Origin of the sequence: Sulfitobacter sp. LC.270.F.C4 (assembly GCF_032922545.1) — a bacterium.
Lineage (GTDB): Bacteria > Pseudomonadota > Alphaproteobacteria > Rhodobacterales > Rhodobacteraceae > Sulfitobacter > Sulfitobacter profundi.
Window position 1 is genome coordinate 669,668 of sequence record NZ_CP136692.1, and the last position, 26,913, is coordinate 696,580.

Consider the following 26,913-nt stretch of genomic DNA (forward strand, 5'->3'; position numbering starts at 1 on the left):
AGGCAAGAGGATGTGTCAAATCCTCCCCAAGGCAAGGACAGGCCGATGGCTTCCCCGTCAGAAAATCAGACCGAAGGGCGCGCCGCGTGACCCGCGCCTTGGTCATCGGGGGCGGCCCCGCAGGGCTGATGGCGGCCGAGGCCATGGCAAAGGCGGGGCTGTCGGTCACGCTTTGCGAGGCGAAGCCCTCGGTCGGGCGCAAGTTCTTGATGGCGGGCAAATCCGGGTTGAACCTGACCAAGTCCGAACCGTTCGCGCCCTTTCTCGCCGCCTATGAAGAGGCGCAGACCGCCTTGCGCCCGATGCTGGAAGCCTTCGATACCCAAGCGGTGCAGGACTGGGCCGAAGGATTGGGGCAAGAGGTCTTTACCGGCTCGACGGGGCGGGTTTTCCCCCGTGCGATGAAAGCCTCTCCGCTGCTGCGGGCTTGGCTTGCGCGGCTGGCGGAATGCGGGGTGACGATCAACACCCGCTGGCAGTGGCAGGGCTGGGACGGGGATGCCTTTGTTTTCGATACGCCCGGCGGGCGGGAAGTGGTCGAGGCCGATGTGACGGTACTGGCCCTTGGCGGTGCAAGTTGGCGGCGGCTTGGCGCGACGGGGGCATGGGCGCCCCTGCTGGCCGAGCGCGGCGTGGCCCTGCGCGATTTCGCCCCGGCCAACGTCGGGCTGCTGGTCGATTGGTCGCCGCATATGACCCGACATTTCGGCGCGGCGCTCAAGGGTGTGGCATGGCGCGCTGGCCCCTACACCTCACGTGGGGAGGCGGTGATCTCGGCCCGTGGGCTGGAGGGCGGGGGCATTTACAGCGTCTCGCGCGGGCTGCGCGAAGGGCAGGGGCTGTCGCTTGATCTGCTGCCGGACTTGCAGGCCCGCGATGTCGCGGCACGTTTGGCGAAGCCGCGCGACAAGGACAGTCAGGCCAACCATCTGCGCAAGCGGCTGAAACTGACCCCCGCCCAGATCGCGCTGCTGCAAGAGATGGCGCGCCCGCTGCCGCAGGAGGCCGAGGCGCTGGCCGCCTTGCTGAAAGACCTGCCCATCGCCCACGCCGGGCTGCGTCCGATGGATGAGGCGATTTCGACGGCGGGGGGGATAGCGCTCGACGCGCTGGATGCGGGGCTGATGCTGCGCGAGGTGCCGGGCGTCTTTGCCGCCGGGGAAATGCTGGATTGGGAAGCGCCCACGGGCGGCTATCTGATCAACGGTTGTCTGGCGACCGGCCATTGGGCGGGCCGCCATGCCGTGGAATGGGCGCGGCGTTAACCGTTTTCTTTGGCCATCGCCGCGACGAAAGCGGGGCGTTCGCGCAGGGATTTCGCCCAGAGGTTCAGCTTATCATCCACACGCGGGAATTTCGCGCCGATGGACCAGTTGATGCAATGCACCGCCAGCAGGTCGGGGACGGTGATCTGATCGCCCATCAGAAACGGCCCCTCCAGGCGGTCAGACAGGTTTTTGGCCGCACGTTCGAACTCGGCCTTGAGGCTGTCTTTGATCGCGGGCACGCGCGCTTCTTCGGGGAAAATGAAACTGTGTTTTGCCGCCGCCCAGAGGATCGCGTCGAACTCGTCGATCAGCCAAAAGGTCAATGCGTCCTGCCGCGCGCGTTCGGGCGTGCCTGCAGGGGCGGTCAGCGCGCCGTGCTTGTCGGCCAGATAGGTCATGATCGCGAGGGAATCGGTCAGTACCTCATCGCCGTCCACAAGGGCGGGGATCTTGCCCGAAGGGTTGTATTTGCGCGCCTCTTCCGAGCGCGGCGCGGCGGGGTTCAGCGCGTAGGGTTGGCCCAATTCTTCGAGCATCCACATGACGCGAAAAGCGCGGGATTTGGTGCCGCCGATGACAGTATACATTGAATTTCCTCTCCCAAAATCAACGTTGTGCGCCCAGCATTGCCAGACGGATAAAGGCCCGCTCAACCAGCGCCAGCGCCGGGGCGTGCTGCCCGGCAGAGCGCAGCTTGAGGTCGGTTTCGGTCAGCACCGCAAGCGCGGTTTCCAGCTTCACCGCGCCCCAGTTGCGCGCCTGCCGCATGGCGCGGTCGCGGTCACGCACGCCGTAGATCGGCGCGCCGGGGTTGGCGGCGATGCGGTAGAGGGTGCGGAAATGCCGGGTCGCCATGATCGTCAGCGTTACCGGGTTCACGCCTTGGCCTTGCAGCTTGCTCATCACCGGGCCGATTTCGGCGGCGCGGGTCTCGGCGACCACATGCAGGATGTCGTCGACCTCGGCCTCGGTCGAGGTGGGGGCGCAGGCGGCGATGTCTTCCAGCCCGATGGGGCTGCTGTCACCCAGTTTGTAGAGCGTGATCTTTTCTAGCGTTTGGCGGAAATCACCCGGATCAAGGGTGCGGGCCAGATCGCTGAGCGCGGCCATCGCGTCGGCCTCGGGTGTGAGGCCCGCATCCTTTAGCATCTGCTCAATCTCGGCCCGGTCGGGCGGATTGTCATAGATCGCGGTGGCATAGGCGTTGGGGTGGCTCTCAAAGGCTTTAAGCACCTTGGAGGTTTTCTTTAGATCGCCCGCCGTGACGATGATCTGCGCATCGCCCGGCTGCCAGTCTTTGAGCGCGTCGAGCAGGATTTTCGCGATATTGTCATTCGCCTCTTCCACCAGCGCGGCACGCGGGCCGGGGAAGAACCCGACCGCCTTGATCGCGTCCAGCAGCATCGCCGGGTCGCGGCGCAATTCGCCTGCGGGCATCCGGCTGAGGCGCATTTCCTCTTCGGCATTGGCGCCGAGCAGGTTTTTCAGGAATTCCTGCCGTTTCAAGGCCACGCGCATGGCATCGCTGCCGTAGATCAAAAGCCCCGTCCGCGCGGGATCAGGCCGCGCGAAATAGGGTTTCGCCTCGCGCGGGGTGAGCTTCATTGCGGCAGGTCAGCTGCATAAAGGCGGCTCACGACGAGGTCAGCCAGAATCACCATTAGGCGCTCTTGCGCGTCCAACTCGGCGGCACGGGTGGCGACGGTGGTGCCGGTGGCGGAATAGCCGGTAAAGCTTTCGACCTTGCCCGAGGTCACGATTTGTCCGCTGTCGAGATCGCGCAGCGCGTAAGAGGTGGTGCCAAGCAGGTTATAGCGCCGGGTGTTGCCTTCGCTGTCGATGGCCAGCCCGTCTTCGGTTGTGGTGGTGGTCAGCGCCAGCCCCCAGCGGGGGGTGGCGGCACGGCCCAAGCGGGTTTCCACCTCGCGCACCAGAAAATAGCCAAACCGGTCTTCGGGCGCATCGACCAGCACGCGGTTTTGCAGGGCCGTGCCCGCGCCGCCGGGGCCATAGACCGGCTCGAACCCGCAGGCGGCGAGCGCCAGCAGGGGCAGAGCCAACAGGAAGCGGCGGCGCATATGGGTGGGCTTAGGCAACGACATTCACAATCCGTCCGGGCACGACGATGACCTTTTTCGGTGTGGCCCCGTCCAGCGTTCGAATGACAGCTTCATGCGCCAGCGCGATTTTTTCAACCTCTTCCTTGGGCATGTCGGCAGGTACCTGAATTTCTGCCCGGCGTTTGCCGTTGATCTGGATCGGCAGGGTCACGGTGTCATCGACCAGCATCTTCTCATCGGCCTTGGGCCATGGGGCCTTGGTGATCAGCCCTTCGCCGCCTTGATGTGCCCAGATGTCTTCGGCCAGGTGCGGGGTCATCGGGGACATGAGCTGCGCCAGCGTCATGATCGCTTCGCGCTGCGCGGCATAGCCTGCCTTGGATTTCTGCAATGTCGCGGTGAAGGCGTAAAGCTTGGCAATCGCCGCGTTGAAGCCGAAGGATTCCACGCCCATGGTCACGTCATGGATCGTCTTGTGCAGGGCGCGCAGCAGGTCATCATCACCGGTGCCGGGTGCTTCGCGGTCCATCTCGCTCACGCGGTCGCAGATGTTCCACACGCGCGACAGGTGCTTGTAAGAAGCCTCGGCCCCGCTGGCGGTCCATTCCACATCGCGCTCTGGGGGCGAATCGCTGAGCACGAACCAACGCGCGGTGTCGGCGCCGTAGTTCGAGATGATGTGCAGCGGGTCGACGACGTTCTTCTTGGACTTCGACATTTTGGCGGAGGGGATGATTTCAACCTCGGTGCCGTCGCTGAGTTTGCCCTCGGTCACCTCTTCGGGGAGGTGATAGACCGGGCGGCCATTATCGTCGCGGGTCTGGTAGATCTCATGCGTCACCATGCCTTGGGTAAAGAGCGCGTCGAAAGGCTCAACAGCGCTTTCGGGCAGGTGGCCGGTGATCTGCATCGCACGGGCAAAGAAGCGCGAGTAGAGCAGGTGCAGGATCGCGTGTTCGATGCCGCCGATATATTGATCGACGTTCATCCAATATTGCGCGTCTTCCATGACGGTGGGCGTGTCCGCGCGCGGCGCGGTGAAACGGGCGAAATACCACGAACTGTCGACGAAGGTGTCCATCGTGTCGGTCTCGCGCAGGGCGTCCTTGCCGCAGGCGGGGCAGGCGCAGTTGCGCCATGTCGGGTGGCGGTCAAGCGGGTTGCCGGGGGTGTCAAAAGTGACGTCGTAGGGCAGCTCGATCGGCAGGTTCTCTTTCTTTTCGGGCACCACGCCGCAGTCGTCACAATGGACAACCGGGATCGGGCAACCCCAGTAGCGCTGGCGCGAGAGGCCCCAGTCCCGCAGGCGGTATTTAGTGACGCCTTGGCCAATGCCGTTTTCCTCGCAAAAGGCGATGGCCGCATCGACGGCGTCTTCGCCGGTCTGCCACGGGTCACCCGCAAAGCCACGGTTGTAGAAGACCTTTTCCGATTTCTGCGGCACGAAGGCTTCGTCGAACTTGGGTGAGGCATCTTCCGAGGGCAGAAAGGTCGAGATGATCGGCAGATCGTATTTGCTGGCAAAGTCGAAATCGCGCTGGTCGTGGCCCGGGCAGCCAAAGATCGCGCCGGTGCCGTAGTCCATCAAGATGAAGTTGGCGATATAGACGGGCAGTTCATGGGCCGTATCAAAGGGATGGCGCACGCGGATGCCGGTGTCATAGCCCAGCTTCTCGGCGGTCTCGATCGCCTCTTCGGTGGTGCCGCCCTTGCGGCATTCGGCGCAGAAGGCGGCGACGGCTTCATCGTCCCGCTCCAGCGTTTTGGCCAGCGGGTGGTCGGGCGAAATGCCGACAAAAGACGCGCCCAGCAGCGTATCGGGGCGGGTGGTATAGACTTCGATGCGGTCGAAACCTTCAGGCGCTTCGATGGTCGAGAAGGCAAACTGCAGCCCGCGCGATTTGCCGATCCAGTTCGCCTGCATCAGCTTTACCTTCGCGGGCCAGTTGTCGAGGCTGTCGAGCGCCGAGAGCAACTCTTCGGAGTGGTCCGAAATCTTGAAGAACCACTGCGTCAACTCGCGCCGCTCTACCGGCGCGCCAGAGCGCCAGCCGCAGCCGTTTTCGACCTGCTCGTTGGCCAGCACGGTCATATCGACCGGGTCCCAGTTCACCACGGCGTTTTTGCGGTAGACCAGCCCCTCTTTGAGGAAGTCCAAAAACAGCGCCTGCTGCTGGCCGTAGTAACCGGGGTGGCAGGTGGCGATCTCGCGCGACCAGTCGATCGACAGGCCGAGCGGCTTCATCTGTTTTTTCATCTCAGCGATATTGGCATAGGTCCAATCCGCCGGGTGGCCACCGATGGCCATCGCTGCGTTTTCGGCGGGCATACCAAAGGCATCCCAGCCCATCGGGTGCAGCACGTTATGCCCCGTTGCGATCTTGTAGCGCGCGATTACGTCGCCCATCGTGTAGTTGCGCACATGGCCCATATGGATCCGGCCCGACGGATAGGGGAACATCTCAAGCACATAGTATTTCGGCTTTTCGGCGTTGCGGGTGGCCTGAAAGACGCCATCCTTTTCCCAGGCTTGCTGCCAGCGGGCTTCGATCTCGGCGGGGGTATAGCGGGGCATGAGGGGACCTTCGTGACATGAAAAACGCCGGGCTGCTGCTCTCACAAGGCCCGGCGTTGGAAACGTGTTGAGTTAAGCGGGCTCAGAATTTGCTGTCGGACACGCGCATCTCCCGCGCCCGGCTGAGGATCGCATCCTCTACCGCGCGGGTTGTCGCCCGTGCCACCGGCTGGCCGCCCGAGGATTGCAGCGCCACGTTGAGCGAGCGGGCATCCAGTGCCGGGTCGTCGATCAGCACGGTCGCGCGATAGGCACGGCCACCGCCCGGAGGGGTGCCGTAGCCCGTGACGATAACCCCGGTGAAAGGATCGACCGATTGCACCGGCAGGAAGTTCAACACTTCCAGCGAGGCCGACCAGAGGTACTTGTTCACTGAAACGCTGGAATCCGTGTTCTTGCGATTGAAGATCGACCAGATCGTATTGTCTGGATTGGTCTCAATGTTATTGGGATTGTTCGGGTTGGTGTATTGATCCGGCCGTTCCGTGGCTGGGCTGCCAAAGCCCCCACCACAGGCGGCAAGCGCGCTGAGCGCCAGAACGGAGATCGCCATCTTGCAAGCGGTACGAAGGGCCATTGCAGCTTTCCTTTGCCTGTTTGCGCTCCGGTCTATCCAAGCAGGCCCTTATCGGCAAGGTCTATGTCATAGGTGCCTGTTCGGGCGCTCTGCCCCTGCGCCAAAGGCAGTAACGGGCAGGCGGGGCAGGCCCGGGCGGCGAAACTGTGGCATAGCTGCACCAGCGTCAGCGACATTGAGGGCGGGGGGCGCGCGAACCTTGCCAAGTGCGGGGCATTGGGGGCAAACACCCTTCATACCCTTACCGGATTCCCCGGTCTGGGCATATGAATTCAAACCGAGGGAAAACTCATGAAAAAAGTTCTCTTCGCTACAACAGCCCTGGTTGCGACCGCCGGTGTAGCAGCAGCAGACGTAACATTCGGCGGCTACGGCCGTTTTGGTATCCTGTACAACGACACAGCAGCAGGCGACTCCACAGACGTCACCAGCCGTTTCCGTCTGCAGATCGACGCGACAGCTGAGTCCGACGCTGGCGTTGTTGTTGGTGCCCGTGCACGTATCCAGCAGAACAACTCCGATGAGCAGCAGTCGATCAACGCTGGTCCCGACAACATTCTCGGCACAGCTGACGACTTCGCAGAAAATGCTGGTCCCGCAGGCACAGGCATCAACGGCGTTCGTTTCTTCGCTCGTTCCGGTGGCTTTGAAGTCGGCGTTGGCAACATCTTCGGTGCTCTGGAATCCATGCCGGGTCAGTACCCGATCGACCTCGGCCTGACCGGCCTGGGCTATGACTACACCGCCTACGCCGGCAACGGCGACGCATACTCCTCCGGTGGTAACGGCGCAGCTGGCTCCAACGGCGTTGAAGTCATGTACTCCGCTGGCGATCTGTCGGTTCACGTGTCGGCTTCCGACACCAACGACCGCGTTGCTGGTTACGTTGCTTACACATGGAGCGGCTGGACCTTCGCAGTTGGTGGTCAAGACTCCGACGACGCAGGCGACACCGAGTTCACAGCAACAGCTGGCGGTTCCTTCGGCATCGCCGACGTGACACTGGCGTTTGCTGACAACGGCACCAACGGTGACCGCGTTGTTCTGGCCGGTCGTTTCGACGTTGGCGCAGCGACAGACGTAGAAGTCTATGTTGCTGACCAAGACGGCGCAGGCAACGACACCGGTTACGGCGTTGACTTCAACCACGACCTGGGCGGCGGTGTCTCCCTGCGTGGTGGTGTTGCTCACCGCTTCAACGGCGACGACCGCGCCGACATGGGTGTTCGCTTCAACTTCTAAGTTGAACGACATACTCTGAATATTGGGGCAGGCCTTTCGGTCTGCCCCTTTTCTTTTACTCAAGGCTGTTGTTTTCTGCGCGCCTGAAATGGAGGGCCGAAAATGAGTCTGAGCGACATCCAAAACCGCATCACGAAAGCCGAAGCCGATGCAGGCCGCGCGGCGGGGTCGGTCACCTTGATCGCCGTCAGCAAGGTTCAGCCCGACGCGCGTGTGCGTGCGGTCTTGGAAGAGGGACACCGCTCTTTCGGCGAGAACCGCGTGCAAGAGGCGGCGGGCAAATGGCCCGGCTTCCGCGAAGAATTCGACGGCATCGACCTGCACATCATCGGCCCCTTGCAAAGCAACAAAGTCCGTCAGGCGATGGAACTGGCAGAGGCGATCCACACGGTCGACCGGCCCAAACTGGCCAAGACCATCGCGCGTCTGGCGCAGGAAATGGGCCGCTGTCCCGATCTGTTCATTCAGGTCAACACCGGCGAAGAAGATCAGAAGGCCGGGGTGATGCCCCGTGAGGCGGATGATTTCATTGCCGAATGCCGTGCGCTGGACCTGCCGGTCAAGGGGCTGATGTGCATCCCCCCGGTGGATGAGGCCCCATCGCTGCATTTCGCCCTGCTGGCCAAGATTGCCGCGCGCAACGATCTAAGCGGCCTGTCGATGGGCATGAGCGGTGACTTTGAGCAGGCCATCGCGCTTGGTGCTACCCATGTGCGCGTCGGCTCTGCCATCTTTGGCGAGCGGGTTAGCGAATAATCAGCCGCGTCGCCGGGCCGACACGGGCCGCGATCTCATGAAGATCGTCCCGCGCAAAGGCGATGCAGCCCTCGGTCGGGTAGCCGGGCCGCCGCCACTGGTGAATAAAGATCGCGGAGCCGCGCCCGGCCTCGGCCTCTGGCCAGTTCCAATCGGTCAGGATCACCAAGTCATAGAGCGGATCGGCGCGGCGCAGCGCCTCGTGGCTATGGGGGTAGGGGGCATGGACGCGGTGGTTGTAGTCAGGCTGGCCGCTGGCGTCGGACCACAGATCACCGGGCCCGATCGGCTGCGCCCAAGCGCTTGGGGCCGGGATGCGGTCAGGCCGGTAGAGCATGCCGACCAAGCGATGGACCCCACGCGGCGTGGCACCATCGCCTTCGCGCTTGTCATGGGTCAGACCGCCCTTGCCGATGCTGCAGGCATAGCGCCGCCCCTGAAACCGCAGCCCCGTCGGGGTCAAAACCATATCGTTCGGGGTCACAGCAGATGCCCAGACTTCGCGGCTTTGGTGGCCAGATAGGCGGTGTTATGGCGGTTCTCGCCCACGGCCAGCGGGACGCGCTCGGTCACCGCAATGCCACTTTGCTCCATCATGCCGACCTTGCGGGGGTTGTCGGTCAGCAGACGAACGGCGGAGAACCCCATCGAGCGCAGGATGTCGGCCCCGAGGCGGAAGTCGCGCTCATCATCCTCAAACCCCAGCCGGTGATTGGCCTCAACCGTGTCGAAACCCTGATCCTGCAAGGAATAGGCGCGCATCTTATTGGCAAGGCCGATGCCGCGCCCCTCTTGGTTGAGGTAAAGCAGCACGCCATTGCCCTCACCGCCCATCTGCGCCAATGCAGCCCGAAGCTGCGGGCCGCAGTCGCATTTTAGGCTGCCCATCAGATCGCCAGTAAAACAGGCCGAATGCAGCCGGCAGAGGACGGGCGTGTTGCGGGCAGGGCGGCCAATCTCGATGGCGTAATGCTCTTCGCCACCGTCCTCAGGGCGGAAGATATGCAGACGCCCGGCCTCGGACACCTCCATCGGCAGGCGGGCGTTGACCACCGGGTGCAGGGCGCTGCGACGGGCGAGGATGGGGGCGGCGGCGGTGAGATCGATCAGGGTCAACCCATGCAGTCGCGCGAAGTCAGCGCCCTGCGGCAGGTCCAGCACCAATGCGGCGGGGAGCATCCGCGCGGCCTTTACCAGATCAAGCGCGGCGCTGTGGGCGGCCGTATCCCCGCCCCGCGCGGTCTGCAGGGGCCCTTTCATCGGGGCGCGCAGGTCATCCGCCGGGTCGGCGATGCTTTGCACCCAAGCGGGCGTTGCACCGGGGGGCAGCAGCACGCGCGCGAGATTGCCATCATAGGCGCGCGCCTTAAGCGTTTCCGCCCGCCGCGCCGTGATCGCCAACACCGGCGCACCGCCCAAGGCCAGCACATCCGCAAGGCGCTGCGCGGTCAGCGTTTCCGCCGCCAGAACAAGCGCGGCCTGCGCCCCACCGGCCAAAACCACGGGCACGCCCATGCGTAAATCGGCCCGCGCACGCGCCAGTTGTTCGGTGATGTCCGGGGCGAAACTCATGGTTTGTTGCAACTCCGCAAAGGCTTCAGCGTTTATCTAAGTTATTTCCCAAGGAATTGAAACATTTCACGCTTTGTTGACACGAGGCTGTGAGACAGAGGTCACATACCTTGTCGGAGCCCGTGCCGAAGCGCATGTATAAGGCAACAGACGGAGAGATAGATGGCCCAGCTTAAGAAAATCCTGCTCGTTGACGATGACGATGACCTGCGCGAAGCGCTGAGCGAACAGCTTATCATGACCGAGGATTTCGATGTGTTCGAGGCCGCCAACGGCACCGAGGCGATGACCAAGGCGAAAGAGGCGCTCTATGATCTTATCATCCTCGACGTGGGTCTGCCCGATACCGATGGCCGTGAGCTTTGCCGTCTGATGCGCAAACAGGGGGTGAAAAGCCCGATCCTGATGCTGACCGGTCATGACACCGATGCCGATACCATCCTCGGCCTTGATGCGGGGGCGAATGACTATGTCACCAAACCGTTCAAATTCCCCGTCCTTCTGGCCCGTATCCGTGCGCAGCTCCGCCAGCACGAGCAGTCCGAAGATGCGGTGTTCCAGCTTGGACCCTATACGTTCAAACCCGCGATGAAGGTTCTGACCACGGAGGACGACCGCAAGGTGCGTCTGACCGAGAAAGAGACCAATATCCTCAAGTTCCTCTACCGCTCCAACGATGGTGTGGTGCCGCGCGATGTGTTGCTGCATGAGGTCTGGGGTTACAACGCGGGCGTCACGACCCACACGCTTGAAACCCATATTTACCGCCTGCGGCAGAAGATCGAGCCTGACCCTTCGAATGCCCGCTTGCTGGTGACCGAATCCGGTGGTTATCGCCTGATGGCATAAAAACCGGGAACCATTTCCAACCTCGTTTGGTTGGAAACCCTGAGAGGCGGGGTTTTCATGACCCGCCACTCGGTTTGAAGCCCGACTTTTGTACCCGGGTAAAGGTACATACCTCCCTGTTGGACTGGCCGGGCCATAGTGCCCGGCCTTTTTTTGTCCGGGGCGGGGTTGAGATCGTCACTCCTGCCCGGAGACACGCCGCAGGCGCCGGGCCATCGCCTGCCCGCCCGTCACGCCAAAGGCGTGCCGTATCATTCTGAGCGCACCTCCGGTGCGACCGGATAGGCGATTTAGAGAGGCTGGGCGCGACCTTCAGAACACACATCAAGGCCGCACCATAAAGTGGCAACAAGCGGCCTTGGGTCGCCGACTCGCGGGCAGGCGATGGCCCTTACCGCAAGGAACCCCATTTCCGCATGGCACCGCCGCGCCACCCGCGTTATTGTGCCGACCTACCCCCAGACCGGAGCCTGCCCCCATGTCCTTTTCTCTCGCCACTTGGAACATCAACTCTGTCCGTCTGCGCGAGCCTTTGGTGTTGAAGCTGCTGGCCGAACACGGGCCGGATGTGCTCTGCCTTCAAGAATGCAAAAGCCCGGTCGACAAGATCCCGGTCGAGGCGTTCAAGGCGGCGGGATACACCCATATGGTTGCGCGTGGGCAGAAGGGCTACAACGGTGTGGCGATCCTGTCAAAGCTGCCCTTGGTGGATGCGGGCGATCAGGATTTCGCCATGTTGGGCCACGCCCGCCATGTGGCGGCCAAGCTGGAAAACGGCACCACGATCCACAATTTCTACGTCCCCGCAGGCGGCGACAAACCCAACCGCGAGATCAATGAGAAGTTTGGCCAGAAACTCGATTACCTCTCGGAAATGCGCGACTGGTTCCACGGCGACAAACCCGAGAAGTCGATCCTTGTGGGCGACCTGAACATCGCCCCGCGTGAGGATGATGTCTGGGACCACAAAAAGCTGTTGAAGATCGTCAGCCACACGCCCGTCGAGGTCGAAGCGCTTGGCGCGGTGCAGGATGCGGGCAATTGGGTCGATATCACCCGCCAAGATGTGCCCGCGGGCAATCTCTATAGCTGGTGGTCCTACCGCGCTGCCGATTGGGATGCCGCCGACAAGGGTCGCAGGCTCGATCATATCTGGGCCACATCGGATATCGCGCAGTCCGGGCACTCCAGCCATATCGTCCGCGATGCGCGCGGGTGGGAGAAACCCAGCGACCACGCGCCGGTTTTTGCCAGTTTTGACCTTTGAATCGCGTCCCCGCACGTCCATATAAGGCCAAACGCGATTAGCGAGGATAACAGCATGACCGACCTGAACCTTTCCACCGCCGCCCCTGCGGATGCCGACCTGATCAAGGACACGACCGAGGCGACCTTCATGGCTGACGTGGTCGATGCCTCGCAAACGGTGCCGGTCATCGTTGATTTCTGGGCGCCGTGGTGCGGCCCCTGCAAGACGCTTGGCCCGATGTTGGAGGACGCCGTGCGCGCGGCCAAGGGCGCGGTGAAGATGGTGAAGGTCAATGTCGATGAGGCCCAGAACATCGCGGGCCAATTGCAGATCCAATCGATCCCCACGGTCTATGCCTTTTTCAAAGGCCAGCCGGTCGACGGTTTCCAAGGCGCGCTGCCGCAGTCCGAGATCAAGGCTTTCGTCGACCGCGTGGTAAAGGCGGGGGGCGGCGAAGCCCCCGGTGATACGCTGGCCGATGCCGTCGCCGCAGCCGAAGAGATGCTGGCCGAGGGGGCCGCCACGGATGCGGCGCAGACCTTTGCCGCAATTCTGGAAGAAGACCCGATGAACGCGCCCGCCTATGGCGGCATGGTCCGGTCCCATATCGCCATGGGCGCTTTGGATCAGGCCGAAGCCCTGCTCAACGGTGCGCCGATTGAGATCTCCAAGGCCCCCGAACTTGAAGCCGCCCATGCCCAATTGCAACTGGCGCATCAGGCCGCCGATGCCGGCCCCGTGGCCGAGTTGACCGAGAAGGTAGAGGCGAACCCCGACGATCATCAGGCGCGGTTCGATCTGGCCCAAGCGCTTTACGCCCATGACAATGCCGAGGCCGCTGTCGATCATCTGCTGGAGCTTTTCCGCCGCGACAAAGAGTGGAACGAGGGCGCCGCCAAGACGCAGCTTTTCACCATTTTTGAGGCGCTTAAACCCAATGATCCGGTGGTGCTGAATGGCCGTCGCAAACTGTCGTCAATGATATTTGCCTGAGGAGACGGGCGCACTAAGTCCTTTGTCATGATCAAGCCCGCAGAATTGCCCAAGACTATTGCGATCTTTCCGTTGGCAGGGGCGCTGCTGCTGCCCCGCTCGCGCCTGCCGCTGCATATCTTCGAGCCGCGTTACCTTCAGATGATCGAAGACGCGCTCAAGACCGATACGCGGTTGATTGGCATGGTCCAGCCCAACGAGATGCCCGGCCGCGACGGCAACGGGCTGCACCAGATCGGCTGCGCGGGCCGCATCACCCAGTTTTCCGAGACCGAGGATGGCCGCTATATGGTGACTCTTGGCGGCGTCTCGCGCTTTCGCGTGGTGGAAGAGATTGAAGGCTTTTCCCCCTATCGCCGCTGCGATGTGAACTGGGCGGGCTTTGACCGTGACTTGGGCGAGGATGAGGTCGACGACAGTTTCGACCGGGTGCGTTTTCTTGATCTCTTGGGGCGGTATTTCGACACCCGCGGTCTCTCGGCTGATTGGGACACGTTGAAAGATGCCGAGGATGAGCTGCTGATAAACTCCCTGTCGATGATGTTGGAGTTTGAGGCCGAGGACAAACAGGCGTTGCTAGAGGCGCCGTCGCTGGAAACCCGGCGCGAGACATTGGTGACATTGATCGAATTCGCGATGCGCGGCGGTCAGGAAGAGGGCTTGATGCAATGACGGATGCGACCGTTCAATTCGACCGCCGGATGTTGGAGGCATTGATCTGCCCGCGCACCCAAACCACGCTGACCTATGATGCGGAAAAACAAGAGCTGCTGTCGAAGGCCGCCGGACTGGCTTATCCGATCCGCAATGGCATTCCGGTGATGCTGCCGGACGAAGCGCGGACGCTGTAACTGGCCCCCGCTACAGGGGCTTTCCACGCATCAATCTGGGCAGCTCACCCGTCAGCCCCGCCGCTTCGCGGATGAAGGTCCGGCGCAGGCCGGGAAGGGCGTTGATCGCGGCCATGCCCATGTCGCGGGCCAAGCGCAAAAGTGCATTGTCGTTCGAAAACAGCCGGTTAAAGCTGTCTGTCGCCAGCGCGAGGCTGGCATTGTCGAAGCGCCGCCATTCCTGATAACGCGCCAGTACCGCGTCGTTTCCGGGGTCTTCGCCCCGTCGCACCGCATCGGCGATCACCTCGGCCAAGGCCGCCACATCGCGCAGACCTGCGTTCAATCCCTGACCTGCAATGGGGTGGACCCCATGCGCAGCATCCCCCAAAAGCGCCACACGCGGGGCGGTCATGGAATGCGCAAGTGATAGGCCAAGTGGATAGCTGTAGCGCGGGCCGGTCAGAGAAATCTCACCCAGAAAGCTGCCAAAACGCGGGCGCAGGACGTCGAGATATTGCGCGTTTGGCAGGGCGTCGATCGCGGCGGCATTGGCTTTGGCTTCGCTCCAGACGATGAGCGAGCGGTTACCCGTCAACGGCAGGATTGCCAGCGGGCCGGGCGGCATGAAGAACTGATGCGCGGTGCCGTGGTGGGGTTTCTCGTGGTTGACCACACAGACCAATGCGGTTTGTGCATAGGACCATGCGATGCGCTTGATCCCGGCGCGTTCGGCGGTGCCGCTGCCGCGCCCATCGGCCCCGACTGCCAGTCGCGCGCGCAGGGTCTTGCCACCCTCCAGCGTCAGGGTGATGCCTGTCGGCTCTACCGTTTGATCGGTGACGCGGGTGTCGTTCAACAGGGTGATCGCCGGATCGGCCGCAACGGCCTTTAGCAAGGCGCGGCGCAGGTGGCGGTCTTCGACCATATGGCCCATCGGGCCTTCTTCGATCTCGGCATGGTCGAAATGCATGAACATGGGCGAGGGGCCGGTTCCGGCGCGCCCATCGGTGACCTTGATCTCAAGCATCGGCTGGGCGTCGCCGGCGATCTCGGGCCAGATGCCGATGCCTTCCATCAACCTGACCGAGGTCAGCGCCAGCGCATAGGCGCGGCCATCGAAGTCGGCATTCTCAAAGGTCTGCGCGGGCAGGGCGTCAATCACCGCCACGCGCAAACCCGCGCGGCTGAGGGCCAGAGCAAGGGCAGGGCCGTTCAGCCCGCCGCCGATGATCGCGATATCGTGGTCAAAATCCATGGCCCTAGATATGACCTGCGCGCAGGGATTGTCCATGCGCCGAACGGTCGCTAGGTTCGCCACGAACATCGGCAAGGGGTACGACATGCGCGAATGGTTGGAAATGACGGCAGCGGATCTGGGGCGCGGAATCGCGGCGGGCGATATCGACCCCGTGGCGCTTTGCGATACCTTTCTTGATGCCATCGACGCGCATCCGATGCGCGACCGTATCTATGCCCGCGTCACCCCCGAGCGCGCCCGCGCCGAAGCGGCGACGGCGGCAGAGCGCGCCCGCGATGGGCAGCGCCTTTCGCCGCTTGATGGCGTGCCAATCTCTTGGAAAGACCTTTTTGACACCGCCGGCACGGCGACGGAGGCGGGGACCAAACTGCTCGAAGGTCGTGTGCCGGAGCGTGATGCAGAAGTGCTGGCCAATGCCACGGCGATGGGGCTGGTCTGCCTTGGCAAGACCCACATGAGCGAATTGGCCTTCTCGGGCCTTGGCCATAACCCCAGCACTGCGACGCCGCCCTGCGTGAACGAGCCTGACAGTGTCTCTGGTGGATCGTCCTCGGGGGCTGCGGCCTCGGTCGCCTTTGGACTGGCGGCGGCGGCGATTGGGTCGGATACCGGCGGGTCAGTGCGTATTCCTGCAGCGTGGAATGATCTGGTCGGGCTTAAAACCACGGCGGGACGGGTCTCCCTCGCCGGGACGGTGCCGCTGGCGGCAAAGTTCGACACGGTTGGCCCGATTTGCCGCTCTGTCGAGGATGCGGCACTGCTGCTGGGCGTTCTGGAAGGGGCTAAACCCGCCGATTTGCAAGAGAGTGAGTTGGAAGGCTGCCGCTTTGCGGTGCTGACCAATGTGGTGATGGAAGCGCTTTCCGAGGAGCCGAAAGCTGCTTTCGACGCGGCAGTGGAGCGGCTGAGAAAGGCCGGTGCCACGGTTGATGAAATCGCCGTGCCCGAGGTCGAAGACGCGATGCCGCTGAGTTCTTGTCTCTACACCACCGAAGCCTATGGGCTGTGGCGCGATGTGATCGAGGCCGATCCGCAAGCGATGTTCACTGAAATTCTTGAGCGTTTTCGGTTGGGTAAGGGGTTCTCCGGCCCCGATTACGTCGCCGCGTGGGCCAAGCTTGATCTTGCGCGGGCGGGCTATGACCGGGCCGTTGCGGGCTATGACGCGGTGCTGGTGCCGACCGCGCCGATGCTGCCGCCGAACATCGAGCGGCTGAACAGCGATCACGACTATTACCTCGCGCAGAATCTCCTTTCGCTGCGCAATACGCGAGTCGCGAATCTCATGGGGCTTTGCGCGCTTACGTTGCCGACTGGTGCGCCGTCCTGCGGCATCTCTTTCATGTCCGCCCCCAACGCAGAAGAGCAGCTTTTGCGCCTTGGTGCAGCGGCTGAAGCGGCCCTGCGCGAGGCATAACAGCGCACGACCGAAAAGCCACAAGGGCCGCAAATCTCCCGGTTTTTCTGGACGGGAGAGGCGGCCTTGGGTACCTTGGGGCAAACGGGGCGCAAATGATCCCGATCCGAGGCAGTTTTGATGATGTATTCCGAGCGGTTTTCGAACCTTCCGGCCCACGTGTGGCCGCGCCTGCGTGCCTTGCTTGATGGGCATGAGGGCGGCGGTACGCCTATCCATATGACCATTGGCGAGCCGAAACATGCTTTCCCGGCTTGGGTCACGGATGAGATCACGAAACACGCCGAAGGTTTCAACAGATACCCGCCAAACGACGGCTCGCCCGAGTTGCGCGCCGCCATCGCCGCATGGATCGCGCGGCGCTACGGTGTTGAAATGGACCCCGACAGCGAGGTTATGGCCCTGAACGGCACGCGCGAGGGGCTATACAATGCCGTCATAGCGCTTTGCCCCGCGACGAAGAATGGGGAGAAATCGGCCATCCTGATGCCGAACCCGTTCTACCAAGTTTATATGATCGGCGCGATTTCCGGAGAAGCAGAGCCCATCATGGTGCCCGCCACGGCGGAGACGGGCCATCTGCCCGATTTCGCCAGCCTGCCCGAAGAGGTGCTGCGCCGCACCACGGCGGCCTATCTTTGCTCGCCCGCCAACCCGCAGGGCGTTGTCGCCTCGCGCGATTATCGGGCCGAACTGATCGCGCTGGCCGAGAAATATGATTTCCTGATCTTCGCCGATGAATGCTATTCCGAGATCTACCGCGACACGCCGCCAACTGGCGCGCTGGAGGTGGTTAAGGAGCTCGGCACCGACCGCAACCGGGTGGTGATCTTTCACTCGCTGTCGAAACGCTCCAACCTGCCGGGGCTGCGTTCGGGCTTTGCCGCCAGCGGGGCAGAGACGATGCGCGAGATCAAGCAGCTGCGCAACTACGCGGGCGCGCCATTGCCGCTGCCCTTGCAACAGGCCGCTGCCGCTGTTTGGGCGGATGAGGCGCATGTGAAAGAGAACCGCGCGCTCTACCAAGAGAAATACGCCATCGCCGACCGGATCTTTGGCAATGTGCCGGGCTATGCGAGCCCCGAGGCGGGGTTCTTCTTGTGGCTCCCGGTCGAGGATGACGAGGCCGCAGCGCTGAAACTGTGGCGCGAGACAGGCGTGCGGGTGCTGCCCGGCAGCTATCTGGCGCAGAACGTAGACGGGGTTAATCCCGGTCAGAATTACATTCGGGTCGCCTTGGTGGCCCCAAAAGACGAAACGACGCGCGGGTTGGAAGCGATCCGCGACTGTCTGTATTCGACATAAGCGAGGGACGACATGGCATATCAGACACGGGGACGCGATCCATTGCTAGACAGCAACATGGCCGAGGCAATCGAAAAGCGCGGTCGTGAACTGCTGGGGCTGGCGCTGATCATGCTGGGCATTATGGCCGCCATGATGATCGGCAGCTATACGCCCGACGATCCCAACTGGATGGTCTCGACGGATGCGCCGGTGCAGAACTGGATGGGCCGGATCGGTGCCTCCATCGCTGCACCGTTGTTCATGATCGTTGGCTGGGGCGCTTGGGGCATTGCCATTGTCCTGCTGTTCTGGGGCGGGCGTTTCGCGCTGCATCAAGGCGATGACCGCGCCCTCGGGCGTCTGATCTTTGCCCCCATCGCCGTGGCGCTTGGCGCCATCTATGCCGCGACCTTGGCCCCCGGTCAGGAATGGCTGTTGACCCATAGCTTCGGTCTGGGCGGGCTTTTTGGCGATACCGTCATGGGCGCGCTGCTGACGATCCTGCCCATCGGCTCGACCCTGACGGTCAAGCTGATGTCGCTTTTGATGGGCGTGGCAATCGTGGCTCTGGGTGCTTTTGTGCTGGGCTTCACCAAGGCCGAGTTGATGCGCATCACGCGGTTCCTGCTGGTCGGTCTGATCATGGCCTATGCCGGGTTGATGACCCTGTTGGGCCGGGGGGCCAGCGGTGCCGTCGTTGCCGCGCAGAACCTGTCGGCCCGTCAGGCCGAACGCCGTGAGCGCCGCCGCCAGGAGGCTGAGGAAGCCGAGACTTGGGCCGCACAGGATGCTGGTCAGGATTATTACGCGCAGCAAGCCCCTATGCCTGAGCCGGAAGCAGAGCCGCGCAGCCTGTTTGGCCGCATGCCCGGTCTTATCAAACGCCCCGAAGCGGACGATATGCCCGAGCCGGAACTGATCGAGACCTACAGCGACGCCATCGTGGATGAGACACCGGGCGAGGAGCGCATCAAGAGCAAGATCGCCGATGTCATCAAGAACCGCGTCCGTAATGCCAATGCGATCCACACGCCGACAACCGCGCCGCTGACCAAAGGCCGGGGCCGTGGACCGGACCCGCTGTTGCTGAACACCAGCCAGCCCGCCACCCTGCGCGCCGAGCCGCCTTTGACCGCCGGCGCCGCGACCTTGCGCCCCGAGCCGCTGCTGCGTAGGCCGCAGGTTCAGCCCGAGCCGGCACCGGCACCGATGCACGAAGAGCGGGTGATGCAAGAGCCGATGGTTCAGGGCTACGAGGATACAGTGGCCTCTGAAACCCTGCCTTTGCAGCAAGCGCCTGCACCCGAAGCGATGAAAATTCCCGTGGCCGAGCCGCGCAAAGTGGTGCAGCAGCCAGTCCGCAAGGCCGTCCAACCCTCGAAACAGGCGCAGGTCGAAGCGCAGCCCACCTTGACCTTCGACGACACGCACCCCGGTTTCGAACTGCCGCCGCTGAGCCTTTTGGAAAGCCCCGAAGGCGTGCAGCGTTTGCACCTGAGCGACGAGGCGCTGGAAGAAAACGCGCGGATGCTGGAAACCGTTCTGGATGATTATGGCGTCAAGGGCGAGATCGTCGCCGTGCGCCCCGGCCCCGTCGTCACCATGTATGAGCTTGAGCCTGCGCCGGGTCTCAAGGCCAGCCGCGTCATCGGTCTTGCGGATGACATCGCGCGCTCCATGGCCGCGCTGTCGGCGCGTGTCTCGACCGTACCGGGCCGCAGCGTGATCGGGATCGAACTGCCGAATGAACACCGCGAGAAGGTGATCCTGCGCGAAATCCTGTCGAGTCGTGATTTCGGCGACGGCAACCAGCGCCTGCCGCTGGCGCTTGGTAAGGACATTGGCGGTGATCCGGTTGTCGCCAACCTTGCGAAAATGCCGCACCTGCTGATCGCGGGGACCACCGGTTCGGGTAAATCCGTGGCGATCAACACGATGATCCTGTCGCTGCTGTACAAGCTGACGCCGCAAGAATGCCGGATGATCATGATCGACCCCAAGATGCTGGAACTGTCGGTCTATGACGGCATCCCTCACCTGCTGTCCCCCGTTGTGACCGACCCGAAAAAGGCCGTTGTCGCGCTGAAATGGACCGTGGGCGAGATGGAAGAGCGCTATCGCAAGATGTCCAAAATGGGCGTGCGCAACATCGAAGGCTACAACGGCCGCGTCCGCGAAGCGCTGGCCAAGGGCGAGATGTTCTCTCGTACCGTGCAAACCGGCTTTGACGAAGATACCGGCGAGCCGATCTTTGAGACCGAGGAAAATACCCCCGAGGCGCTGCCCTATATCGTCGTTATCGTAGACGAGATGGCCGACCTGATGATGGTCGCGGGCAAGGAAATCGAAGCCTGCATTCAGCGTCTGGCGCAGATGGCGCGGGCATCGGGTATCCACCTGATCATGGCGACGCAGCGCCCCTCGGTCGATGTTATCACCGGCACGATCAAGGCGAACTTCCCGACGCGGATTTCCTTCCAAGTGACCTCGAAAATCGACAGCCGCACGATCTTGGGTGAGATGGGTGCCGAGCAGCTGCTGGGCATGGGCGACATGCTCTATATGGCGGGCGGGGCCAAGATTACCCGTTGTCACGGCCCCTTTGTCAGCGACGAAGAGGTCGAAGAGATCGTTAACCACCTCAAGCAGTTCGGTGAGCCCGACTATGTCGGTGGCGTGGTTGAAGGGCCGTCCGAGGATAAAGAAAGCAACATCGACGCGGTGCTGGGCCTTGGCGGCAATACCGATGGTGAAGACGCGCTTTATGACACCGCCGTTCAGGTGGTCATCAAAGACCGCAAATGCTCGACTTCTTACATCCAGCGCAAACTGGCGATCGGCTATAACAAGGCCGCGCGTTTGGTGGAGCAGATGGAGGAAGAGGGGCTCGTGTCTCCGGCCAACCATGTCGGCAAGCGCGAGATTCTGGTGCCGGAACAGGCATAAAGGCTACGCCCCCCCCCCTCCCCTCTCGGGGGGGGGGGGGGGGCATAAAAAACACCGCCGGGCCTCCCTCCCGGCGGTGTTTTTTTTATGGGGCAGAGGCCGCGATAGCGAAAAACCGCCCCCTGATATCGAATATCACGCCCACCCGCCCTATGTCAGAACGTGAGGCAACACAGGACGAACAACATGCGTAAACTTACTTCTGCTATTCTGGCGGTTGGTCTGGCCGTATCGGCCCCCCTCGCGGCGGCGGCACAGCAACTGTCGCTGAACGAGATCTCGGGCTATCTGAACCAGCTTCGCACCGCCAAGGGCGACTTTACCCAGATCAACGATGATGGGTCGATCAGCACGGGCACGATCTATATCAAACGCCCCGGTAAGGTACGTTTCGAATATAACGCCCCTGATTCCGGTCTGGTCGTTGCGGGTGCCAATACGGTTGTGATCTATGACAAGAAATCCAACCAGCCGGCCGAGACCTATCCGCTGGCACGCACCCCGCTGTCGATCATCTTGGCGGATAACGTCAATCTGGGCCGGGCGAAAATGGTGACCGGTCACAGCTATGACGGCACCGCCACCACAGTCACGGCCCAAGACCCCGCCAACCCGCAATATGGCAACATCCAGATGAAGTTCACCGGCAACCCGGTGCAGCTGCGTCAGTGGATCATCAACGACGGCAATGGCAGTGCCACGACCGTTGTGCTGGGTGACATGCAGGTGGGGGGCAATATCTCCAACAGCCTGTTTGACACCGCAGGCGCACGGGCAGGCAGCAAACGCTAAGCGGCCCTGCTGAACAAAAAAACGCCCCGGCTGATCCAGCCGGGGCGTTTTGCATTGGATTAGATCGTTTTTACCAGCGGCCCAAACGGCAGCCGGCGATCTGTCTTTCATACAGTTTGGCGCGGGAATCGACCTTGCCCGCGACCCCGACCAGCCAAGCCTTGCTGTTGTAACTCTGCCGGGAAAAACCCGTGTGCCCCTCGTGATAGGCGAGGTATTGGTTCCTGGCGTCGTGCAGGGAAATGCCGTTCCGGTCGCGCGTCAGGTTCATGTACCAACCCATGAAATCGCTCGCGTCGCGGATCTCATCGCGTTTCGCACGCCAGCGGCCTTCGGATTCCAGATATTCATCCCATGTCGCGTCCAAGGCCTGTGAATAGCCAAAGGCGCTGGACTGGCGGCCCATCGGGATCACGCCCAGCACGTATTTGAACGGCGTCCGCGCGTCGGCCACGAATTTGCTTTCTTGGTGGATGGTGGCCATCTGCACGTGGATCGGTACACCCCATTTGCGCTCGGTCGCGCGGAATGCCCTCAGATAGTCGGGATGCTCTTTCAGGATCGTGCAGGCGTTATCCAGATCACGCGGGGCCGTTTGAGGCCCGCCGCCGCAGGATGCCACCAGCAGTACGATCATCATTGCGCAAAAATGCTTGCTCATCTGCCTCTCGCCTCTCGTTTTTTGTTAGGGGACGTTTTTTCAAAGGACTTTAACCGATTCACCCCCTTCATCACATCACTAAATTGGGAAAATGCGCGCCGCGTTGCGCGATATTGCGCTGACCGCGCAGCCCTGCGCAGGCGGTATTCCGCGAAATCCCGACAAACCTGTTGATCGCCCGCCCGGAGTGCTGCCGGAAACCCACTGTCGGTGCTGCGTTCACAGTCTGTTTCCCCGCGCGGAGCCGCCTTGATTGGACAAAAGCCCCTTGAAAGGGCTACCGTCGAGGGGTAGGGGCAGCATGTTATGATACGTACGCGCGCAAAATATCACCTCGGGCAAATCGTCCGTCACAAGAAGCATCCCTTTCGGGGTGTGATTTTTGACGTCGACCCGGAATTCGCAAATACCGAAGAATGGTATGAGGCGATTCCCGAAGAGAACCGTCCGGTGAAAGACCAGCCGTTCTATCATCTCTTGGCCGAGAATGATCAGAGCTACTATGTGGCCTATGTGTCCGAGCAGAACCTCGTGGCTGATTATTCGGGGGAGCCTGTGGACCACCCCGATATCCCCGATCTTTTCGGCCCCTTCACCGACGGTGCCTATCCGCTGCATTTCCAGATGAACTGAGCCCGGCGGGCCGTCGCTTGCCCGCCGGACATTTCATCAATACCCCAAGGCACAGCCGTCCTTGCGCGGGTCGCTCGCGCCTTCCAGCACGCCATCTTCGCGGATGCGGATCGCCTGTGCGCCGCCGATTGCCGTTTCAGGCACCTCAACCTTATGGCCCAGATCGCTCAAGGTTTGGCGGACGTCGTCGCCAAAGCCGCGTTCGACCTTCATCACTTGCCCATCGGCAAAGGCGCGCGGCGCGTCGATGGCGCTTTGCACGTCCATGCCGAAATCGGTGAGGTTGGACGCAAAGCGCGCGTGGCCGCAGGGCTGATAGGCCCCGCCCATCACGCCAAAGGGCATGGTCACGCGACCGTTTTCGCGGATCATGCCGGGAATGATCGTATGCATCGGGCGTTTGCCGCCTTTCAGCTCATTCGGGTGGCCTTGTTCCAGCGTGAAGCCCGCGCCACGGTTTTGCAGCAGGATGCCGAACTTATCCGACGCGATGCCAGAGCCGAAGCCATGGAAGATCGAATAGATCAGCGAGACCGACATCCCGTCCCCATCCACCACGGTGATATAGATCGTGTCTTTGTGCACCGCCTCGCTGATCGGCGCGGCGGCGGCCATGGCGCGTTTGGGATCGATCAGCGCTGCAAGGGCGCGGGCGGTCTCTGCCGCCAACATATGCTCCAACCGCGTGGTGTGATCCGGGTCCGCCAGAAACCGGTTGCGCGCGTCATAGGCCAGTTTGGTGGCCTCGGCCTCAATATGCAGCCGCTCGGCTCCCAGTGGGTCCATTCCGGCGATGTCGAAGTGATCTAGGATATTCATCAGCAGCAAGGCGGTCGCCCCTTGGCCATTGGGCGGATGTTCGACCACTTCGAGGTCTTTGTAGTGGCCCGACACGGGCGTCGAGACCTCGGCGCGGGCGCTGGCGAAATCCTCGGCGCTATGGCTGCCACCTGCGGCTTGCAGGGTGGCGATCATGTCTTCGGCGATCTCTCCGGTGTAGAAGGCATCGCGCCCTTTCGCGGCCACGCGGCGCAGCACTTCGGCCTGTCCCGGCGCGCGGAAAATATCACCGACGCGGGGCGTTTTACCTTTGATGAGGAAGTGGTCCCGCGCGCGCCCCTGAAGGGTGCCGCCGTCCGTGGCCCAATCAAAAGCCACGCGCGGGGCGACGGGCACCCCGGCGTCGGCATAGTGGATCGCAGGGGCCAGCAACGCGTCCAGCCCCAGCTTGCCGAGGCTGTCGGACAGGTGGCAAAAGGCATCTATGGCGGTGGGAATGGTCACCGCATCGGCTGAGCGCAGCGGCACCGTCTTCTCGCCCTTGTCGCGCAGCTTGGCGGCGTCCAGCGCCGCGGGTGCGCGGCCTGAGCCGTTTAGTGCATGGACTTCTTCGCTCCCCGCTGGAGAGTAGAGCACGAAGCAATCGCCGCCGATCCCGGTCATCTGCGGCTCGCAAATGCCCAGCAGAACGGCCCCGGCAATGGCCGCGTCCATGGCGTTGCCCCCGCGCGCAAGGATATCGACCGCCGCCCGCGCGGCGAGCGGGTGCGACGTGGCGCAGATGCCATTGGTGGCCAAGACCGGTGACCGGCCGGGAAAGTGAAAATCGCGCATGTGCTGTCCCTCGCTGATATATCAGCGTGACCCTAGACGGTCATTTCGGTTCTGCCAATGCGGGGAAAGATCCTCGGCACCGCGTACTGGGTGGGGGCTATTAAACACGGTGCCGAGGGAAGCTTTTTGCAGCTACAGGCACTCTTTTGCCCTACAACCAAGGCGCAATTGTGATCCCAGCGGGGCCGTTTTGCGAAATCTGCCTGCTGCACTGCCGCAGGGGTTAACGCGGCGGCAACCCGACCGGGAGCCGCAGGTCGATCCGGTTTTCTTGGGCCAGACGGCGATAGCTCAGGTCTTTTGCTAGATCGCGGATCAGAAACCAGCCAAAACCCCCTTCGGGAAGATCGCAGACCGGGCGGTCGATCTCTTGCGGCAGGCCTAAGGGCGCTTGCAGGTCGGGCATCGGCAGCCCCTCGTCCGACACGGCAAGGTGCAGGCCATCGGGCGCATGATGACAGGCAATATGGATGGGGCCGGGAAGGTCGGCATCCGAATAGGCATGTTCGACGATATTGTTGAGCATTTCGGCGACGACCAATCGCACCACGCAGACCTCTTTGGCCTCAAGCGCGAGGCAAGTGAGACCGTCCAGCAAAAGCGTCAGAGCCTCCCGCGCGGCGTGGGGGCCGCTGTGAACGGTGATCTCAAACGGGCAAAGCGCAGAGCGCGCGGCGGGTTGCCGCATGGCGCTATCCCCGGTGCGCGATGAGGGCGGCGTCCAGCGTGTGAAAAATGCCAAAGACCGTGTCCATCCGGGTAAGGGTAAAGACCTTTTCCACCGCCGGAGTTAGCCCGGCCAGCACCAAGGCCCGCTGCGGTGCCAGATGTTTCATCGCCGCCACGATCGCGCCCAGCCCGCTGGAATCGATGAAGTTGACCCGGTGCAGGTCAAGGATCACCACCGATGGCGCTTGGGTGGTGGCGCGGCGCACCGCGTCCTTGAACTCCAGCGCGGCGGCGGCGTCGATCCGTTCGTGCAGCACGCTGACCACGCAAAAGCGGTCTTCTGTTTTGGCGGAAACTTCCATAAACATGCCTCGAGACTTTGAAGTTCGAGACGTGATTAACCGTAAAACCTTACCAACTGGTGTGCGGTGCAACTCTAGGAGAACGTGATGCGCAATGTCGTGATAACCGGTGCAGCCAGAACCCCGATGGGCGGTTTTCAAGGGGCTTTCCAAGGGCTGACAGCCGCGGAATTGGGCGGCAGTGCGATTAAGGCGGCGTTGGGGACGACGGACCCCGCCGAAGTGCAGGAGCTGCTGATGGGCTGCGTTTTGCCCGCAGGGCAGGGCCAAGCGCCCGCGCGTCAGGCCGGGTTCAAGGCGGGGCTGGGGGAAGGTGTGCCCGCCACCACGCTCAATAAAATGTGCGGCTCTGGCATGAAAGCGGCGATGATGGCCTTTGACCAGATCGCGCTTGGCCATACCGATGTGATGGTCGCGGGCGGCATGGAGAGCATGACCAACGCGCCCTATGTGCTGCCGAAAATGCGCGGCGGGGCGCGGTTGGGCCATGGGCAGGTGATCGACCATATGTTCCTTGATGGCTTGGAAGACGCCTATGACAAAGGCCGTCTGATGGGCACCTTTGCCGAAGATTGCGCCGAGCGGTTTCAGTTTACCCGTGAGACCCAAGACAACTATGCACTCGCGTCGCTGTCGCGGGCGATTGAGGCCCAAGAGGGCGGTGCCTTTGCCGATGAAATCGCCCCGGTTGAGGTGACATCGCGCAAGGGCAGCACCACGGTCGGCGCGGATGAGCAGCCTGCCAGCGCCCGGCCTGAGAAGATCCCTCAGTTAAAACCAGCCTTCCGTGAGGGGGGTACGGTGACGGCGGCGAATTCCTCGTCGATCTCCGACGGGGCGGCGGCGTTGGTGCTGGCGGATGAGGAGACCGCCAAGACCCGCGGCCAGACTATCCGCGCTCGGATCGTCGGCCATGCCAGCCACGCCCAAGCGCCGGGGCTTTTCACCACCGCACCCGTGCCCGCAGCGCAGAAACTGCTGGAGCGGATCGGCTGGAAAAAAGAAGACGTGGACCTGTGGGAGGTCAATGAAGCCTTCGCCGTGGTGCCGCTGGCCTTCATGCATGAAATGGACCTCTCGCATGACATCGTGAACGTCAACGGCGGCGCCTGTGCGCTTGGCCATCCCATCGGTGCCTCAGGCGCGCGGATCATGGTGACCCTGTTGAACGCACTGGAGAAGCGCGGGTTGAAGCGCGGTATCGCGGCGATCTGCATCGGCGGCGGCGAAGGCACGGCCATCGCGATTGAACGCCCCTGATCCCACGGCTTTTTCACGTATCCAAAGGGGGGCGGGCTGC

At 62.6% G+C, this 26,913-nt stretch carries 26 protein-coding genes; 14 read left to right on the forward strand and 12 right to left on the reverse strand.

Going from position 1 to position 26,913, the window contains the following annotated elements; genetic code table 11:
- Window positions 1-86: 86 nt before the first annotated feature.
- Window positions 87-1,265, forward strand: a complete 1,179-nt coding sequence (locus tag R1T45_RS07105) for a TIGR03862 family flavoprotein (RefSeq protein WP_317390495.1) — start codon at window positions 87-89, stop codon at window positions 1,263-1,265.
- Here R1T45_RS07105 and R1T45_RS07110 read toward each other — a convergent pair.
- The 5 genes from R1T45_RS07110 to R1T45_RS07130 form a co-directional block, all read right to left on the reverse strand.
- Window positions 1,262-1,855: a glutathione S-transferase family protein gene (locus tag R1T45_RS07110; protein ID WP_067624420.1), complete on the reverse strand. Its 594-nt coding sequence runs from the start codon at window positions 1,853-1,855 to the stop codon at window positions 1,262-1,264. The two genes, R1T45_RS07105 and R1T45_RS07110, sit on opposite strands and share 4 nt — an antisense overlap.
- 19 nt (window positions 1,856-1,874) lie before the next feature.
- Window positions 1,875-2,873, reverse strand: a complete 999-nt coding sequence (holA, locus tag R1T45_RS07115) for a DNA polymerase III subunit delta (RefSeq protein WP_093927856.1) — start codon at window positions 2,871-2,873, stop codon at window positions 1,875-1,877.
- Window positions 2,870-3,370: an LPS assembly lipoprotein LptE gene (gene lptE / locus R1T45_RS07120; protein ID WP_120350005.1), complete on the reverse strand. Its 501-nt coding sequence runs from the start codon at window positions 3,368-3,370 to the stop codon at window positions 2,870-2,872. Before lptE ends, holA begins: the two co-directional genes overlap by 4 nt.
- On the reverse strand, window positions 3,357-5,903 hold the full coding sequence (leuS, locus tag R1T45_RS07125) for a leucine--tRNA ligase (RefSeq protein ID WP_317390496.1): 2,547 nt from the start codon (window positions 5,901-5,903) through the stop codon (window positions 3,357-3,359). Before leuS ends, lptE begins: the two co-directional genes overlap by 14 nt.
- Window positions 5,904-5,985: 82 nt before the next feature.
- On the reverse strand, window positions 5,986-6,480 hold the full coding sequence (locus R1T45_RS07130) for a DUF3576 domain-containing protein (protein ID WP_259947204.1): 495 nt from the start codon (window positions 6,478-6,480) through the stop codon (window positions 5,986-5,988).
- A 291-nt stretch (window positions 6,481-6,771) separates the two neighbouring features.
- Between R1T45_RS07130 and R1T45_RS07135 the strand changes: the two genes are divergently transcribed.
- Both R1T45_RS07135 and R1T45_RS07140 read left to right on the forward strand, forming a co-directional pair.
- Window positions 6,772-7,722 (forward strand): porin, encoded by a 951-nt coding sequence (locus tag R1T45_RS07135; RefSeq protein ID WP_120350008.1) that lies wholly within the window; start codon window positions 6,772-6,774, stop codon window positions 7,720-7,722.
- A gap of 102 nt (window positions 7,723-7,824) precedes the next feature.
- Window positions 7,825-8,478: a YggS family pyridoxal phosphate-dependent enzyme gene (locus R1T45_RS07140; protein ID WP_132444117.1), complete on the forward strand. Its 654-nt coding sequence runs from the start codon at window positions 7,825-7,827 to the stop codon at window positions 8,476-8,478.
- Here the strand turns inward: R1T45_RS07140 and R1T45_RS07145 are convergent.
- Together R1T45_RS07145 and ribA are read right to left on the reverse strand one after the other, a co-directional pair.
- The gene (locus R1T45_RS07145) at window positions 8,468-8,962 is read right to left on the reverse strand and encodes a L,D-transpeptidase (RefSeq protein WP_259947209.1); all 495 of its coding nucleotides are present in this window, start codon (window positions 8,960-8,962) and stop codon (window positions 8,468-8,470) included. The genes R1T45_RS07140 and R1T45_RS07145 overlap by 11 nt on opposite strands.
- Window positions 8,959-10,050 (reverse strand): GTP cyclohydrolase II, encoded by a 1,092-nt coding sequence (gene ribA / locus R1T45_RS07150; RefSeq protein WP_317390497.1) that lies wholly within the window; start codon window positions 10,048-10,050, stop codon window positions 8,959-8,961. Before ribA ends, R1T45_RS07145 begins: the two co-directional genes overlap by 4 nt.
- 162 nt (window positions 10,051-10,212) lie before the next feature.
- On the opposite strand from ribA, the gene R1T45_RS07155 reads away from it, so the two are divergent.
- From R1T45_RS07155 to R1T45_RS07175, 5 genes are all read left to right on the forward strand, one after another.
- Window positions 10,213-10,899: a response regulator transcription factor gene (locus R1T45_RS07155; protein ID WP_067261731.1), complete on the forward strand. Its 687-nt coding sequence runs from the start codon at window positions 10,213-10,215 to the stop codon at window positions 10,897-10,899.
- Between the two features lie 478 nt (window positions 10,900-11,377).
- A complete protein-coding gene (locus R1T45_RS07160; RefSeq protein ID WP_317390498.1) occupies window positions 11,378-12,166 on the forward strand; it encodes an exodeoxyribonuclease III in 789 nt (262 codons plus the stop codon).
- A gap of 54 nt (window positions 12,167-12,220) precedes the next feature.
- A complete protein-coding gene (gene trxA / locus R1T45_RS07165; protein ID WP_317390499.1) occupies window positions 12,221-13,141 on the forward strand; it encodes a thioredoxin in 921 nt (306 codons plus the stop codon).
- Window positions 13,142-13,168: 27 nt separating this feature from the next.
- Window positions 13,169-13,813, forward strand: a complete 645-nt coding sequence (locus R1T45_RS07170; RefSeq protein WP_067624388.1) for an LON peptidase substrate-binding domain-containing protein — start codon at window positions 13,169-13,171, stop codon at window positions 13,811-13,813.
- Complete coding sequence (locus R1T45_RS07175; RefSeq protein WP_317390500.1) at window positions 13,810-13,992, forward strand: Trm112 family protein; 183 nt, start codon at window positions 13,810-13,812, stop codon at window positions 13,990-13,992. The genes R1T45_RS07170 and R1T45_RS07175 overlap by 4 nt, the downstream gene beginning before the upstream one ends.
- Window positions 13,993-14,002: 10 nt before the next feature.
- On the opposite strand, the gene R1T45_RS07180 is transcribed toward R1T45_RS07175, so the two are convergent.
- Window positions 14,003-15,229 (reverse strand): FAD-dependent monooxygenase, encoded by a 1,227-nt coding sequence (locus R1T45_RS07180; RefSeq protein ID WP_317390501.1) that lies wholly within the window; start codon window positions 15,227-15,229, stop codon window positions 14,003-14,005.
- An 85-nt stretch (window positions 15,230-15,314) separates the two neighbouring features.
- On the opposite strand from R1T45_RS07180, the gene R1T45_RS07185 reads away from it, so the two are divergent.
- The 4 genes from R1T45_RS07185 to R1T45_RS07200 all read left to right on the forward strand — a co-directional run bounded on the left by R1T45_RS07185 (window position 15,315) and on the right by R1T45_RS07200 (window position 21,674).
- On the forward strand, window positions 15,315-16,649 hold the full coding sequence (locus R1T45_RS07185; protein ID WP_317391049.1) for an amidase: 1,335 nt from the start codon (window positions 15,315-15,317) through the stop codon (window positions 16,647-16,649).
- Window positions 16,650-16,769: 120 nt separating this feature from the next.
- A complete protein-coding gene (locus R1T45_RS07190) occupies window positions 16,770-17,954 on the forward strand; it encodes an aminotransferase class I/II-fold pyridoxal phosphate-dependent enzyme (protein WP_317390502.1) in 1,185 nt (394 codons plus the stop codon).
- 12 nt (window positions 17,955-17,966) lie between these two features.
- Complete coding sequence (locus tag R1T45_RS07195; protein ID WP_317390503.1) at window positions 17,967-20,882, forward strand: DNA translocase FtsK; 2,916 nt, start codon at window positions 17,967-17,969, stop codon at window positions 20,880-20,882.
- 186 nt (window positions 20,883-21,068) lie between these two features.
- Entirely contained in the window at window positions 21,069-21,674 is a 606-nt protein-coding gene (locus R1T45_RS07200) for an outer membrane lipoprotein carrier protein LolA (protein WP_317390504.1), read from the forward strand.
- A 70-nt stretch (window positions 21,675-21,744) separates the two neighbouring features.
- Here R1T45_RS07200 and R1T45_RS07205 read toward each other — a convergent pair whose 3' ends face one another.
- The gene (locus R1T45_RS07205) at window positions 21,745-22,335 is read right to left on the reverse strand and encodes a lytic transglycosylase (RefSeq protein ID WP_067936426.1); all 591 of its coding nucleotides are present in this window, start codon (window positions 22,333-22,335) and stop codon (window positions 21,745-21,747) included.
- A 306-nt stretch (window positions 22,336-22,641) separates the two neighbouring features.
- Between R1T45_RS07205 and hspQ the strand changes: the two genes are divergently transcribed.
- A complete protein-coding gene (hspQ, locus tag R1T45_RS07210; protein WP_067261750.1) occupies window positions 22,642-22,968 on the forward strand; it encodes a heat shock protein HspQ in 327 nt (108 codons plus the stop codon).
- 36 nt (window positions 22,969-23,004) lie between these two features.
- On the opposite strand, the gene R1T45_RS07215 is transcribed toward hspQ, so the two are convergent.
- The 3 genes from R1T45_RS07215 to R1T45_RS07225 all read right to left on the reverse strand — a co-directional run bounded on the left by R1T45_RS07215 (window position 23,005) and on the right by R1T45_RS07225 (window position 25,613).
- Window positions 23,005-24,582, reverse strand: coding sequence for a gamma-glutamyltransferase family protein (locus R1T45_RS07215; protein ID WP_317390505.1), 1,578 nt, complete (start codon window positions 24,580-24,582; stop codon window positions 23,005-23,007).
- A 223-nt stretch (window positions 24,583-24,805) separates the two neighbouring features.
- On the reverse strand, window positions 24,806-25,270 hold the full coding sequence (locus tag R1T45_RS07220; protein WP_317390506.1) for an ATP-binding protein: 465 nt from the start codon (window positions 25,268-25,270) through the stop codon (window positions 24,806-24,808).
- Between the two features lie 4 nt (window positions 25,271-25,274).
- The gene (locus tag R1T45_RS07225; RefSeq protein ID WP_132444187.1) at window positions 25,275-25,613 is read right to left on the reverse strand and encodes an STAS domain-containing protein; all 339 of its coding nucleotides are present in this window, start codon (window positions 25,611-25,613) and stop codon (window positions 25,275-25,277) included.
- Between the two features lie 87 nt (window positions 25,614-25,700).
- On the opposite strand from R1T45_RS07225, the gene R1T45_RS07230 reads away from it, so the two are divergent.
- Window positions 25,701-26,873, forward strand: a complete 1,173-nt coding sequence (locus R1T45_RS07230) for an acetyl-CoA C-acyltransferase (protein ID WP_317390507.1) — start codon at window positions 25,701-25,703, stop codon at window positions 26,871-26,873.
- Window positions 26,874-26,913 lie beyond the last annotated feature (40 nt).

Excerpts from the sequence above, each read along its gene's own strand:
- R1T45_RS07110 (WP_067624420.1), bottom strand. The coding sequence starts at position 1,855 with ATGTATACTGTCATCGGCGGCACCAAATCCCGCGCTTTTCGCGTCATG.
- holA (WP_093927856.1), bottom strand. The coding sequence starts at position 2,873 with ATGAAGCTCACCCCGCGCGAGGCGAAACCCTATTTCGCGCGGCCTGAT.
- lptE (WP_120350005.1), bottom strand. The coding sequence starts at position 3,370 with ATGTCGTTGCCTAAGCCCACCCATATGCGCCGCCGCTTCCTGTTGGCT.
- leuS (WP_317390496.1), bottom strand. The coding sequence starts at position 5,903 with ATGCCCCGCTATACCCCCGCCGAGATCGAAGCCCGCTGGCAGCAAGCC.
- R1T45_RS07130 (WP_259947204.1), bottom strand. The coding sequence starts at position 6,480 with ATGGCCCTTCGTACCGCTTGCAAGATGGCGATCTCCGTTCTGGCGCTC.
- R1T45_RS07135 (WP_120350008.1), top strand. The coding sequence starts at position 6,772 with ATGAAAAAAGTTCTCTTCGCTACAACAGCCCTGGTTGCGACCGCCGGT.
- R1T45_RS07140 (WP_132444117.1), top strand. The coding sequence starts at position 7,825 with ATGAGTCTGAGCGACATCCAAAACCGCATCACGAAAGCCGAAGCCGAT.
- ribA (WP_317390497.1), bottom strand. The coding sequence starts at position 10,050 with ATGAGTTTCGCCCCGGACATCACCGAACAACTGGCGCGTGCGCGGGCC.
- R1T45_RS07155 (WP_067261731.1), top strand. The coding sequence starts at position 10,213 with ATGGCCCAGCTTAAGAAAATCCTGCTCGTTGACGATGACGATGACCTG.
- R1T45_RS07160 (WP_317390498.1), top strand. The coding sequence starts at position 11,378 with ATGTCCTTTTCTCTCGCCACTTGGAACATCAACTCTGTCCGTCTGCGC.
- trxA (WP_317390499.1), top strand. The coding sequence starts at position 12,221 with ATGACCGACCTGAACCTTTCCACCGCCGCCCCTGCGGATGCCGACCTG.
- R1T45_RS07170 (WP_067624388.1), top strand. The coding sequence starts at position 13,169 with ATGATCAAGCCCGCAGAATTGCCCAAGACTATTGCGATCTTTCCGTTG.
- R1T45_RS07175 (WP_317390500.1), top strand. The coding sequence starts at position 13,810 with ATGACGGATGCGACCGTTCAATTCGACCGCCGGATGTTGGAGGCATTG.
- R1T45_RS07180 (WP_317390501.1), bottom strand. The coding sequence starts at position 15,229 with ATGGATTTTGACCACGATATCGCGATCATCGGCGGCGGGCTGAACGGC.
- R1T45_RS07185 (WP_317391049.1), top strand. The coding sequence starts at position 15,315 with ATGCGCGAATGGTTGGAAATGACGGCAGCGGATCTGGGGCGCGGAATC.
- R1T45_RS07190 (WP_317390502.1), top strand. The coding sequence starts at position 16,770 with ATGATGTATTCCGAGCGGTTTTCGAACCTTCCGGCCCACGTGTGGCCG.
- R1T45_RS07195 (WP_317390503.1), top strand. The coding sequence starts at position 17,967 with ATGGCATATCAGACACGGGGACGCGATCCATTGCTAGACAGCAACATG.
- R1T45_RS07200 (WP_317390504.1), top strand. The coding sequence starts at position 21,069 with ATGCGTAAACTTACTTCTGCTATTCTGGCGGTTGGTCTGGCCGTATCG.
- R1T45_RS07205 (WP_067936426.1), bottom strand. The coding sequence starts at position 22,335 with ATGAGCAAGCATTTTTGCGCAATGATGATCGTACTGCTGGTGGCATCC.
- hspQ (WP_067261750.1), top strand. The coding sequence starts at position 22,642 with ATGATACGTACGCGCGCAAAATATCACCTCGGGCAAATCGTCCGTCAC.
- R1T45_RS07215 (WP_317390505.1), bottom strand. The coding sequence starts at position 24,582 with ATGCGCGATTTTCACTTTCCCGGCCGGTCACCGGTCTTGGCCACCAAT.
- R1T45_RS07220 (WP_317390506.1), bottom strand. The coding sequence starts at position 25,270 with ATGCGGCAACCCGCCGCGCGCTCTGCGCTTTGCCCGTTTGAGATCACC.
- R1T45_RS07225 (WP_132444187.1), bottom strand. The coding sequence starts at position 25,613 with ATGGAAGTTTCCGCCAAAACAGAAGACCGCTTTTGCGTGGTCAGCGTG.
- R1T45_RS07230 (WP_317390507.1), top strand. The coding sequence starts at position 25,701 with ATGCGCAATGTCGTGATAACCGGTGCAGCCAGAACCCCGATGGGCGGT.